General features: G+C 40.2%; 10 protein-coding genes. 7 read left to right on the top strand and 3 right to left on the bottom strand.

Annotated elements, in window-relative coordinates; all coding sequences use genetic code 11:
• The first annotated feature begins 102 nt into the window (after positions 1-102).
• From I6E70_RS20845 to I6E70_RS02955, 4 genes are all read left to right on the top strand, one after another.
• Positions 103-2544, top strand: a complete 2442-nt coding sequence (locus I6E70_RS20845) for a TonB-dependent receptor (protein WP_197187996.1) — start codon at positions 103-105, stop codon at positions 2542-2544.
• A gap of 196 nt (positions 2545-2740) precedes the next feature.
• Positions 2741-4321, top strand: a complete 1581-nt coding sequence (locus I6E70_RS02965) for a sodium:solute symporter (RefSeq protein ID WP_010553326.1) — start codon at positions 2741-2743, stop codon at positions 4319-4321.
• Between the two features lie 10 nt (positions 4322-4331).
• A complete protein-coding gene (locus I6E70_RS02960) occupies positions 4332-5573 on the top strand; it encodes a glycerate kinase type-2 family protein (protein WP_197160348.1) in 1242 nt (413 codons plus the stop codon).
• Positions 5574-5647: 74 nt separating this feature from the next.
• A complete protein-coding gene (locus I6E70_RS02955; protein WP_197187995.1) occupies positions 5648-6805 on the top strand; it encodes an ROK family transcriptional regulator in 1158 nt (385 codons plus the stop codon).
• Between the two features lie 238 nt (positions 6806-7043).
• Here the strand turns inward: I6E70_RS02955 and I6E70_RS02950 are convergent, their stop codons facing one another.
• From I6E70_RS02950 to coaBC, 3 genes are all read right to left on the bottom strand, one after another.
• Positions 7044-9812, bottom strand: a complete 2769-nt coding sequence (locus tag I6E70_RS02950; protein WP_197187994.1) for a S9 family peptidase — start codon at positions 9810-9812, stop codon at positions 7044-7046.
• A 140-nt stretch (positions 9813-9952) separates the two neighbouring features.
• Positions 9953-10540, bottom strand: a complete 588-nt coding sequence (slmA, locus tag I6E70_RS02945) for a nucleoid occlusion factor SlmA (RefSeq protein ID WP_007581932.1) — start codon at positions 10538-10540, stop codon at positions 9953-9955.
• A 110-nt stretch (positions 10541-10650) separates the two neighbouring features.
• Positions 10651-11844 carry a bifunctional phosphopantothenoylcysteine decarboxylase/phosphopantothenate--cysteine ligase CoaBC gene (gene coaBC, locus I6E70_RS02940; RefSeq protein ID WP_197187993.1) on the bottom strand — a complete coding sequence of 398 codons (1194 nt, stop codon included), beginning with the start codon at positions 11842-11844 and terminating at the stop codon, positions 10651-10653.
• Between the two features lie 144 nt (positions 11845-11988).
• On the opposite strand from coaBC, the gene radC reads away from it, so the two are divergent.
• The 3 genes from radC (at position 11989) to rpmG (ending at position 13341) form a co-directional block, all read left to right on the top strand.
• Positions 11989-12663 (top strand): RadC family protein, encoded by a 675-nt coding sequence (gene radC, locus I6E70_RS02935; protein WP_007581936.1) that lies wholly within the window; start codon positions 11989-11991, stop codon positions 12661-12663.
• A gap of 274 nt (positions 12664-12937) precedes the next feature.
• Positions 12938-13174, top strand: coding sequence for a 50S ribosomal protein L28 (rpmB, locus tag I6E70_RS02930; RefSeq protein ID WP_004335549.1), 237 nt, complete (start codon positions 12938-12940; stop codon positions 13172-13174).
• Positions 13175-13185: 11 nt separating this feature from the next.
• Complete coding sequence (gene rpmG, locus I6E70_RS02925; protein WP_004335545.1) at positions 13186-13341, top strand: 50S ribosomal protein L33; 156 nt, start codon at positions 13186-13188, stop codon at positions 13339-13341.
• The last annotated feature ends 107 nt before the right edge of the window (positions 13342-13448 follow it).

Raw genomic sequence — 13448 nt, 5'->3', positions numbered from 1 at the left:
CGAAGTAACAAAAAACTAACATGTTTACTTGATTATTTCGGCTTTGCTTAGCCACACTCTAAGTAAATACACACAGACAACTAGCACAATTGGAGAATACCCGTGAATAAAACAACGATCGCCTCTATTGTATCTTTATGCCTCGCACAGGGCGCTTATGCAGCAGAAGAAGCTGCACCAGATACAGTAAAAAAAGCTAACAACGTTGAGCGTATTATCGTCTCTGGTACCAGTAAAGGGCGTGTTATTTCAGACACTCCACAATCAGTAACATCTATTAGTGAAGACGAGCTGGTAAAGCTGTCTTCAAGTAGCCAAGCGGATGTGCTTCGCTATATTCCGGGTATTAAAGTAGAAGGCGGTGGCGGTGAAGTCGCTACTAACCTACAAGTAAGAGGCTTACCTTCATCGGGTCAGTTTCAATTTACGCCGCTATCTTATGATGGTTCACCTACACTGAGTGTTTTTGGTTTGAACTCATCGGCGTTTGATGTGTATTACCGTAATGATTTGGGTATTGAACGCGTAGAGTTTGTGCGTGGTGGTGTATCTAATTTATTTGGCCAAGGCTCTGTGGCCGGCATTATTAACTATATTTCTAAAACGGGCAGTGACGATCCGCAAAGCACCGTACAAATGGAGCTTTCTGATCAAGGGCGTACTCGCTTAGATTTTGCAACGAGCGGCCCACTTAACGAAGACGGCTTATATTATGCGCTTTCTGGTTTTTACCGTTACGACGAGGGCCCTTTAGATACAGGCCTTGAGACTAAAGGTACACAGTTGCGTGGTAATATTCGTAAAGAATTTGATGATGGCTCTGGCTCATTTACTGTTTACGGACAGTACATTGACGACCAAGCGCAGTTTTACTTACCTATTCCACTTGATGGCGACAGCCGCGAGCGCTTAATTGGTAACGATGGTCGTGAAGTCGAATCACTGCAAACGGCGCAAGTATCTAACTTAACGTACGATACAGCAAATGGTCGTTATGAATCGCCAATCAGCGATGGTGTAGTTACTAAAGGTGGCTCTATTTCAGTGGTGTTTGAAAAAGAACTCGCTAACGATTTTGCCATTAATATGCGCAGTAAATACGCTAAATACCAACACGAATTTAATCTATTTTTAGACGGCGACGGTATTATTAATGTACCTGAAAGCCAAGACGACTTTTTAGCTAATAGAGGGCTAGGTGATGCAAGCGGTGCTGAGTTTTCTTATGTTAATTCAGGTGTCGCACTTGCAAGTGATGACTTACTATTTGCTAACCGTATTTTAGACCGCGATCGCCCAGCTGAAGATTTTTCTGCAGAGTTTAATATCATCAAAAGTATTTTTGTAGGTGATTTTAGCCACGATATTACAGTCGGTACATTTTTCTCGCACAGTGAAGCCGACGACGATAACGTTATTACAACTTACTTAGGTGAGTTTAATAACAACCCTCGCTTAATCGACTTAACGTATACCGATGTCAATGGCGATGAGGTTCAGTACACTCAAAATGGTATTAGTGGCCCAGGTATTTCTTATACTAACCAAACCATTAGCGCTACCCGCCGGGCATTATACGTAGCAGATCAAATGGAAAGTGACGATTGGATTTTTGACTTTGGTGTTCGCTACGAAGAAATTGAAGGCAAAATTAGTCGCGAAGGCAGCCAAGTAGTTCAGATTTCTGATGATCCAACGCTTGCACCTAACTTACAAGTTAACACTACGGGCAGTGGTGTAATGACTTACGGCGAAGTCGACACGTCTGAATTTGCTGTATCAGGGGCGGCGTTATATCGCCTAACCGATAACTTAAATATATATGCCAATGCATCGCGCGGGTTTTTCTTCCCAGAAATTAGAGGTATTCAGTTTAACGATTTAGGCGAGCCTGCCAGCTACGAAGCCGAAATTGTTGAGCAAGGCGAGCTAGGTGTTAAGTTTTTTGATAACGACTTTAGCGGTAGCATTGCGTTATTTAGAACTGACTTAAAAGACAGACGCAGCGTAGACTTTGTAAATGATGGTAATGGGGGCGTATTAGAGCTGCCAGTTATGCAATCAACTAAAGCAACGGGCGTTGAGCTTACTGGTCGTTACGATATTACCGATGAGTGGGCTGTTGATGCCAACATGACCTACACTGATCACGAGTTTACTGAATTTGACTCAGACCCTTCTATTATTGGTAACGAATTACGTCGCAAACCAAAAATATTATTTAACTCATCTATTAGCTACACCGCAGATAACTGGGATGCTTCTATTTATCATAACTTTACAGGTAAAAACTTTGCTAACGATGCAAACTCTGTAGAACTTGATTCATTCCACTTATTTAGATTTGATGCAGGCTATAACTGGCAAGTTGCACCAGAGCAAACAGTACGCTTAAGCGTTGGGGTATTTAACCTGTTTGATTCTGACGGTGTTACTGAAGGTTCACCTCGTCTAGGTAATAGCCAAACGGCAGATAACCCATACTTTGTCGGTCGCCCAATTCTCCCACGACGCGTTACTTTAAGAGTTAAATACGACTTTTAAATAAATGCTTTATGCCTATTAACTCACTTTGGGGTTAATAGGTTTTTTGCATTGTGATGCATTTTTCAGCTAAGTTAGCTACAGGTTTATCTTTTTGACTAGGCTCGTTTATTAAAAAGATAAGGGCAGGTAGCCATTTGGTATTTTATTTTTGAAAAGGCGCAGTGTTTTCATATTGTGAATACGCGAATTAATTATGAATATATTAGATTTTTCAATAGTTGCTCTTTATCTTGGTGCCTTATTGGTAATGGGATTTATGCTACGCGAACAAACCAATAAAAATGATTATTTTTTAGGAGGTAAAAGCTTAGGTTGGAAACCTTTGGCTTTGTCGGTAATGGCCACTCAGCTTTCGGCTATTAGCTTTATTTCGGCTCCTGCATTTGTTGGTTTGCGTGAAGGTGGAGGTATGCAATGGCTCTCGTATGAGCTGGGTGTTCCGCTGGCGATGATTTTAATTTTAGCGACTATTTTGCCCAAGCTTTATAAAAGCGGCATTGTCAGTATTTACGATTATTTAGAAATGCGCTTTGGGCGCTCAACCCGTGTACTTATTAGTGTGGTTTTTCAATTTAGCCGTGCGTTTGCGACCGGCATTATGATTTACGCGGTATCGCTTATTTTACAAGGCACCATGGGAATAGAAGCATGGCAAGCTATTGTACTAACGGGCGTTATAACCGTTTTATATTCACTGCAAGGCGGGATGAAAGCCGTAGTGTACGGTGATGCGATTCAAATGATCATCATTGTATTGGGTACTATTGCTTGTATTGGGTTTGGACTATATCACTTGGGTGGGGTTGATACCTTTATTGCCAATGTTGATTCGAGCCGATTAGAAGCGATTAAGTTTGATTCATTTGGTTTTAGTGGAGATGGCTTTGGCTTTTTACCGATGATTTTTGGTGGTGTGGTACTTTACGCTTCTTACTATGGGTGTGACCAAACGCAGGCGCAACGTGCGCTCAGTGCAAAAGATCCTAAAAACCTACGCTACATGATTTTAGCAAATGGTGTAGTGCGCTTTCCAATTACTATTTTATATTGCGTGTCGGGTTTAATTGTTGGCACTCTGGCAATGAGTAACCCTGAATTTTTAGCAAAAATTCCAGCAGATAACCCTGATTGGATGATGCCTATATTTATTTTAGATTACCTACCGCATGGCTTAATTGGTTTATTGGTTGTCGCTATTTTGTCGGCAGCGATGTCGTCACTTAGCTCTGCAATTAATTCACTTTCGGCGGTAAGTATTGAAGATTACAGCCGTATATCTAATAAAGAGCTAGACCAACCATCTTACTTAAAGTTAGCTAAATACTTAGGTTTAGCATGGGGCGCAATTACCTTAGTACTATCACTTTTTGCCGGTGACATAGCGCCGACCATTATTGAAGCTATTAACAAAGTCGGCTCGTTATTTTATGGCCCAATACTGGCAGTATTTTTAGTTGCTGTACTAAGTAAACGCAGTGCTGCATTGCATGCCAATATTGGCTTAATTAGTGGTGTATTAATTAACTTGTTGGTGTCGGTATTTGCGCCTGATATTTTCTGGTTTTGGTGGAATTTTATCGGTTTTGTAAGCGCTGCTGTGATTATTTATGTTACGAGTCGTTTAATTCCAAGAGAGGTAAACGAAGTAACAAAAGTACAAAATGCCGAGACAGTGTCAAACTCAATTTTAACTGGCAAAGATATCGTTATGCTACTTAGCATGTTTATTGTGATGATATTAATTTGTTTAGCTATTCCTTCAATTTTTTCGTGAGCTGTGACTAATGGATTCTAAAAAGTCGTTTTTAATTGATTTATTTACCACTGCGGTAAATGCCTGTAAACCGAGTGCTTGCATGAGTAAGTATTTAGAAAATATAGATGCAAGCAAAGGTTTATGTGTAGTGGGGGCGGGTAAAGCCGCCGCTGAAATGGCCGCCGAAGTTAATCGCTTTTATGGTGATAAATGTTTTGGCGCAGTGGTAACGCGTTATGGCTACGAAAGTAGCGGCGATACTGGGCGAATTAAAGTGCTTAGTGCAAACCACCCAACACCAGACGATAACAGCTTAGCTGCTGGCAAAGAGTTATTGGAGCTTGTAAGAAATAATCCAGCTGATATTCCTATTTTGTTTATTATTTCAGGGGGCGGTTCGTCGTTGATGTGCCTACCTGTTGATGATGTGCCTTTTTCACAAAAGCAAAAGCTTAATCAGTTTTTACTTAGAAGTGGTGCAAGCGTTGATGAAATAAATGTAGTACGTAAGCAGTTGTCACTTGTTAAAGGCGGTAAGTTAGCGCAGGCCGCTAAGTCGGATTACGTTACGCTCATTATTTCAGATGTAGTAGGGGACAAACCAAGTGATATAGCATCGGGCCCTACCATTAGCGATGGCAGTACTAAAGCCGATGCACTGGCTATTTTACAAAAGTACAATTGGCCGGTAATTGCAGAGGTTGAAGCGCATTTATTAAAACCAGAGCAAGAACGAGTTGCTGATACCGTGGGTGAGTACTTTATTGTTGCAAATGCACAGCATGCTATTGATAGCGCTATAAGTGTTGCACAACATCAAGGTTGGGAAACCCAGGTACTAGGGTATGATATTCAAGGCGAGGCTAAAGAAGTTGCAAAGCAACATGCGGCTATCGCTCTTGAGCAAAAAGCCCAAGGCAAGCGCGTTATGTTGTTCTCAGGTGGCGAGCTTACAGTAACCGTTGCTGATGTTTATGGCGATGGCGGGCCCAATCAGGAATACTTAATGGCGTTGGCTGAGGCACTTAATGGCGAAGCGGGTATTTACGCACTTGCTTGTGATACAGATGGTGTAGATGGTAGTAAAGATGTAGCGGGTGCTTACATAAATAGCACAACGGTTACACGGGCACAGAGCGCAGGAGAGAGCCTTCAAGCGCAATTAGAAGGACATAATAGCCATCAGTTTTTTAAAGCAATTGATGATTTAATTATTACTGGGCCAACTAACACAAATGTGAACGATTTTAGAGTGATAGTGATTGAGTAGGCGCAGTTTGCCCACTTGTTCTTTATAATGGTTTCACGTAATCTTGTGCTCCAATTTTGTTAGGGTTAATACCTATGTTTTCGTTAAACAACAGTAACTTATTACGCTCTGGTTTTGAGCTTGGAAAAGGCGAAAAGCTATTTCAAGATATTGAGCGCGATATTATAAAAGTGGTGTTTTGGGAAAAGTGCGTAACTCAAAGTCATATTGTGAGCGCAACTCGTATTCCACAGCAAACTGTGTCGCGTTTACTTAAGTCGTTAACCCAGCACGGTGTAATTGTACAAAGCGATACGCTTATTCCCAATAAAAAAGGTAAGCCGGGGTTTGGCATTGCCCTTAACCCCGATTACGGATTTACCTTTGGCTTAGCTATTTTACTTGATGCTATTTCGCTTGCTGTAATGGATTTTACGGGAAAGGTGGTTTACACCCATATGCAGCTAATGTCGGATATGAGCATTAATAATGTGCTTAAATGTGCACAAAAGCTGGTAGAAGAAATAAGCGCTGAGCGTGACATTCCAAGTGAAAAAGTACTGGGAATGGGCGTGGGTATCTCTGGCTTTTTTAGCTCAATGGATGGGAAAATGAATACCCACCATATGCTAGAAGAGTGGTCGCAGGTTGATATTATCGATATTGTGTCGCAGCATTTTCAGCTCCCAACTTGGGTTGTTAACGATGCTACAGGCGCAGCCGCAGGTGAAGGTGTTGCTGGTATTGGTCGTGAATATAAAAACTTTGTTTATATGTTTGTGTCGGCTGCATTTGGTGGTGGTATTGTAAATAATGGCGAGGTACTGCGCGGTACATACGGAAACGCAGGTGAGCTTGGCGACATGCTACCGCCTAAATTATATGCCCACCCTAATCTTGAATTACTAAAACGTATTTTGAAAAAAAATGGCGTAGCGGTTACTTCAATTTACGACCTGCATGACAACTTTGACCCCGATTGGCCTGGCGTTGAAGAGTGGCTGTTTAAAGTTCAAGACTCATTTGATTTAGTGGCAACCTGTTGCTCTGCATTATTAGATGCTGAAGCGATTATTATTGGTGGCCATATTCCAAAAGAGTTGGCTGAAAAAGTTATTGCACGAACTGAGGTTTATGCACAATTTAGACGTGGCGCTAAACGCCCTATGCCAAAGCTGGTGGTTTCTAATATTGATAATTTTCCGGTATCAATTGGCGCAGCCACATTGCCATTTAGAGAATTGTGTTTGTAGCTTAATACCAATCCGCAATAATACTTAATCATTTTGCGGGGCTAAACGTGTCGCTACCTGCGTTAAAAAACTCTCATTTAGAACAACTAAATAGCAAATTTTTTGCCTAGCTATCAACACGTTTTTCCAGCCTCAAAATAGCTTATTTAATTAAGCGAATTGGTATAAGAAATACAAATTTTAAAAACAAAAAAGCCGATATTGTTTTATGTAATATCGGCTTTTTTGTGTGGGTTATTTACTCTTCAACGAATGCTTCGCCTTGTGTCATCCACTTTGCAGCTGGTTTGCCTTTTAAGTAATGATCAAAGTACTGCATCATACGTACTGAAAAATCGACCTGATTAGGAAACTTTTTCAAGTGGTGTGGTTCACCTTCGTATTGTAAAAATGTAGCATCTTTTCCTGCACGGCGCAGAGCTAAGTAGTACTGCACGCTCTCATGCCAAGGTACTGCATCGTCTTTGTCGCCAGACATTATTAAGATAGGCGTATTAACTTTGTCTGCAAAAAATACTGGTGAGTTTTCTATATAAAGTTCTGGTGCTTCAAATAAGTTTTTGCCAATACGGCTTTGTCCTGTTTCGTATTGAAATTGACGAGCAAGGCCCGATTTTAAACGTATGCCACTGTAAGCACTTGTCATGTTTGATACTGGAGCGCCAGATACAACCGCTTTAAACATATCTGTTTGGGTTATCATAAACGCACTTTGATAACCTGCCCAAGAGTGACCTTGTAAGCCTATTTTATCTGGGTCGGCTATGCCTAAATCTATTAATTTTTGGGTGGCGTTTATCATGGTTTGCGTTGACGATTTACCAGGGTGACCTATTTCAAAACGAATATCAGGTAAAAATACCGCATAACCGTTTGAGGTAAACATAGGGAAGTTAGGGCGATGGTTTAATTCCATTTTTGGAAAATCAAACATGCGCTGACTCATGTAACGATAAAAATACACAACCACAGGTACTTTATCGCCTTTTTTATATCCCGCTGGTTTTATTAGGACGCCTTGTAAATCTTCGCCATCAAAACCTTTATAGCTTATCAGTTCTGGCTTTTCTCCCCACGCAAAATTACTAATTTGTGGGTTTAGCGTGGTCACTTGTTTTGGTGCGCTAAAGCTAAAATCAGTTTGGTAGTAATCAGGAAATTGGCTATAAGTTTGCGAGGTAAATAAGTACTTGTCAGCCTTTTTGGCTTTTTTAACCATATCAAAGCGTTTATTACCGCTAAGCACCTTAGTTAGTGTGTTAGTGGTTAAGTCGAGCTTTGCAACTTCGCTTTGTTTAGTTTGTAAGTTAATAGCAGAGACAAGTAATGTATCGCCTTTTTTAAAGCCCACTTGGGTTTTATCAAGCTTAATAACACGGTACTGCGTATTGCTTTGCTTACCATTAGTTAGGCGTTTAGCTTGCTGCGTTTTTACGTCAAATGCCCAAATATCGTATTTACTATAAGCAAGCACTTGGCTGCTATCGGTCATCCAACCAGCAAAACCATAACCAGGTTGAGTCGAAGGGTAGTCGTGTTTATCATCAGCAAAGGTTGCCTGAATCGCTTTTGTAAGCGGTGTTACTTTATTATTTTTTAAATCTTTTAACTGTATTTGGCTGTCGTTAAAATAAGCTGCAAATTCACCATTTGGTGCAAGGCTTGGTCTAAACGGATAGTTACTAATAATTGGAGTTTGTTTACCGGTGTTTATATTTACTGCAAAGTAATCAGCAAAAAAACCGCCGTACATTATTTTTTCTAGGTAGGGGATGTTAGATGAGCCAAGTAAAGATACATCTCGCTGAGGGTTTAGTGCAACCTCAGGCATATTAGTGGTACTTAGCTGTACCACTTTTTGCGAGTTAACGTGATATACCGCGCTGTAATGGCGGTTTTTATTAACTTCGTTCCATTGCTGTTCTTCACGCGGTTTTATTTGCGCATCGTTGTTGTGCCATACATCTAAACCTTTATGTTCACGTATGGTATCAAAGTCGTACAATGAGGCTTCGTCGGTATATTCTTTGGCTTTTACTTTAGCTGCTAATTTTGGATGGTTTTCAAAATATAAGCGCTCGCCATTTTCTGACCATTCAAGGGTGGCTGTTTTACCTAAAACCCAGGTTTTATCAGGTGAGGCTATTGTTGAAAGTTTATCGTTTTTATATAGCTGTAAACTGTAGCTTCGACGGCGCGTGTCATCATTTACATAATTACCTAATGTAAACGCTGCAATATTGTCAGTTGGGTGCCACGCTATTTTATTTGCGATTACGCCCGGTTCATCAATTAATACGCTGCTATTAAAGTCACTTAGCTCAATTAACGCTATTTGGTTGTTATTACCATCGCTGTAACTTTGACTCACTAATAGCTGGCTGTTAGCTGAGTTAACAGCGTAGCTAAATACGTTTTCTATTGTATGGGTGCGTTTATCAGATAAATTTACGATAACAAGCGCATAGCTCTTATCTTTTTTATCGGGCGTGATAGCGTTGTCTTCTTCGTTTTTAGTGCTATCGGTTTTATCTTCTACTTTTGCGTCATCGTCTTTTTTATTTAAACGATAAGCCAGCCACATACCGTCATCAGATAACGTGTAATTTTTTACATCAGCAAAGCTTTGTTGGGCACCTGATTGTGTGTTTACGAGTACCAGATTGTTTTTAAGTGTGTCTTTTTTTTTGGTTGTTTCTTTTTCAAGTAAGGTAGGTACTTGTGTAAAAGCGACCCAGTTAGCGGCTTTATTAATATGAGGTTTAGTGCCGCGCTCTACTTCTGCGATGAGAGTATTGCTTTGTAGTGAGTAAACTTGGCCAGTTGCATTTCCACGATACGGCGTTGCACTAAAAGTGAGTACTTGACCATTGTCAGATAGTTGCGTGCTTTTAGCTGATTTAAAACTAAAAACGTCTTTAAATTGTAGCGATTCTTTGGCGTGTATGCCGGTGCTAGTTAAGCTGGCAACGAGTGCCGTGCTTAATAAGGTGAGTTTTGTTTTCATTATTGATTCTCGTATTATGACATTGTTTCATTGTAACGAGTTTGGTTCATAATTCGAGCGGATCAGTTAAATGGCAGCTACATACGACAAAACGACCCGCAGGTCGTTTTTTGGTATTTAATTTATTAATTTAGCAGTAATTACAGCCAAATTTTTTGTAGCTCAAGCCATTGTTTTTCAAATTGAACACTTGGCTTTGCTTTAAAGTCGCTACGTACAAACTGATTCATTTTGCCTTCAACGTAGGCAAGTAAAAAGTTTGCAAGTGTAAGCTCATCACTTTGAAAGTTTTTACCTTCACGTAATTTACGCTCACGAAGTACTTGTTTAAACTGAGTTTCTAATTTTTCAAACAAGCTTTGTACCCGCTCGCGTAAACGTTCCTGCTCACCTTGCAGAGCATCGCCAGTTAAAATACGAGTAATGCCTGGATTTTTTTCAGCAAAGGTTAGAAGTAATAATAGAATGTTATAAATGCGCGTTTGGCTTTCTTTTTCGTTTTCAATAATAATATTTATACGAGATAAAAGGGTATCTTCAATAAACTCAATTAAGCCCTCAAACATACGCGCTTTGCTCGGAAAGTGACGGTATAGCGCGGCTTCAGACACACCCACCTCAGCAGCTAGTTTTGCTGTGGTGATACGTTGTCCTAAATTAGTTTCTAACATTTGTGCGAGTGCTTGCAGTATTTGCTCTTTGCGATTACTTCTTTTTGTCGCAGGCATGAACATTCCTTTTTATTAGTTATTCTTAGTGGCGCAGTTAAGAACCCTAGTCATTTTTTGTTCAAATGATTGGCGTATGTTAATGTTTTATTCAGTTTGTTTCCAGCCTTTTATAGATGTTTGGCCAGCTGTTCGATCACCTTGCGAGCTATTTCTATTTTACTTGTAGTTGGTAATTCTAGTTGTTCGTTATGCCAGTATAGTGTTAAAGCATTATGATCGGAATTAAACCCTAAGCCACTTTTTGATACGTCATTAGCGCAAATCATATCTAGATTTTTATTCTTTAGTTTACCTTTAGCATAGCTTTCTACATTTTGAGTTTCGGCAGCAAATCCAACCGTATAGGGGCGGTTTTGTGTAAGGTTGGCAATAGCTGCAATTACGTCAGGGTTTTTAGTTAAAGTAAGAGTGAGTTCGTCGCCTTGCTTTTTCATTTTTTGAGTCGCAATGTTTGCAGCTCGATAATCCGCAACAGCAGCGCAACCTATAAAAGCATCTGATTGTGGTGCATAGGTAAGTGACTCAGTTAATAGCTCCTCAGCGCTTTCTATATTGATAAGGTTTACGCCAGTAGGGGCTTTTATAGTGACCGGACCCGAAATTAAATTAACCTTAGCACCGAGTTGCAACGCGGCTTCTGCCAGTGCATAGCCCATTTTTCCAGAGCTGTGATTTGATATAAAACGTACCGGGTCGAGAGGCTCACGCGTTGGGCCTGCTGTTATTGTAATTGTTTTTCCTGCAAGTAATTGCGGTTGCTCTTTTGCTATACATAGCGCAACTAGCTCATGAGGCTCTAACATGCGTCCAGCGCCTATATCACCACACGCTTGCTCACCTTTACCCGGGCCCCAAATAAGTACGTTACGTGCTTTTAATGTGGCTAAATTAGCTTGTGTTGCTGCGTGTGCATACATTTGCTGGTTCATGGCTGGTGCAACTGCGACTTTTGCAGGCGTTGCTAGCAGTAACGTCGTTAGTAGGTCGTCAGCAATGCCGGCTGCCATTTTAGCAATAATATTACACGTCGCTGGAGCAACTAAAATTAAGTCAGCCCATTTTGCAAATTCAATATGCCCCATTGAAGCTTCAGCAGAAGGGTCTAGTAATGAGTCAGAGACTGTTTCCCCACTAACGGCTTGCATGGTCAGTGGTGTAATAAAGTGTTTAGCTGATTCAGTCATAACTACTTTTACTTCACAACCAGAGTCTTTTAATCGCCTAACGAGTTCTGCACATTTATAAGCTGCAATACCGCCGGTAATACCTAGTACAATTTTTTTGTTTGTTAAGTTAGTCATGGATGTTCATCAGTTTTTATTAAATATTGGGCTTAAAATAACAAATCTTTACCCATACAGCGAAGTTTTTTAATTCGAAATAACAGGCTAAATTTCAAATTTGCATTACATTTATAAGACACTTTCGCCTCTCAAGGATGAATAATGCAACTTACTTCACTACCAAACTCACTTCGACCTCGTGAAAAGCTCATAGCAAAGGGGGCTAAGGCGCTGACTGACGCAGAGCTTCTTGCCATATTTTTACGAACAGGGTTACCGGGAATGAATGTAATTGAGTTGGCTCAGCATTTATTAAACGAGAATAAAACACTTCATAATTTGTTTAATGCCAGCATTGAGGAGTTTTGCTCCCAAAAGGGGTTAGGGACCGCTAAGTATGTTCAGCTACAAGCTGTGTTAGAGCTAAGCCAACGTTATATGCAGGAGCGTTGCCAACGAGACGCCGTGTTTAATTCGCCAAACTCAGTTTACGATTACCTAACAATTCAAATGCGAGGCTTGCAACAAGAAGTATTTATGGTGTTATACCTAGATAGCCAAAATAGATTAGTAAAAGATGAAATACTTTTTTATGGCACAATTAATTCTGCCAGCGTTTATCCGCGTGAAGTGGTAAAGGCTGCCCTTAAAAATAATGCAGCCGCTGTTATTTTTGCGCATAATCATCCAAGTGGTATTGCAGAACCGAGCCAAGCAGACAAACTTATTACTAATAAATTGCAGCAAGCACTGCAATTGGTCGACATAAGTGTGCTCGATCACATCATTGTTGGTGGAGAAACGTGTGTTTCGTTTGCCGAGCGAGGCCTGATTTAGCTTTGTTAGATACAGAAGTGTGTTAAAAATGAGCTGTTTAACGTGTTTTGGCAAATTAGTTTAATTTAAATGCAGTTTTTACTTTCCCTAAGGGCATTCGATCTTTATAATTAGCCGCTATCAAATTTACATATATGAGCTGATTGGATAGATCAGTGTTTGATCTTTGCCTGTAAAAGCTGTATAAAGAGCGCCCTTCGATTTATCTCTAGGGCGGAAATACACGGCCTTAGATTAAATTAAGCTCGAGCGAAGTTATTGGAGATATATAGACATGTCTAAAGTATGTCAAGTTACAGGTAAGCGTCCTGCGGTTGGTAATCACCGTTCACACGCGAGAAACGCGACTAGACGTCGTTTCCTACCTAACCTACAAACACACCGTTTTTGGGTTGAAAGTGAAAAACGTTTTGTAACATTACGCACTACTACTAAAGGTATGCGTATTATCGATAAAAAAGGCATCGACACGGTTCTTACAGAAATCCGTGCTCGCGGCGTTAAAGTTTAAGGATCTGAATCATGCGCGATAAAATCCGTTTAGTTTCAACTGCCGGTACTGGTTTTTTCTACACTACTGACAAAAACAAACGTAACATGCCTGAGAAGATGGAAATCAAAAAGTTTGATCCAAAGATTCGTAAACATGTTCTTTTTAAAGAAGCTAAAATTAAGTAATTTTAGTTCTTTTAGAATTTAAAAACCCAGCTTAGGCTGGGTTTTTTGTTTTTAAAAATATGATTAGTGAATTGATATAAAAAAAACCTCGTTGGCATAACCAACAA

The organism is Pseudoalteromonas sp. NGC95, assembly GCF_015864705.1.
Lineage (GTDB): Bacteria > Pseudomonadota > Gammaproteobacteria > Enterobacterales > Alteromonadaceae > Pseudoalteromonas > Pseudoalteromonas arctica.
The sequence above is the reverse complement of the archived record's forward strand: the minus strand, read 5'-3'. Positions and strand labels throughout refer to the sequence as shown.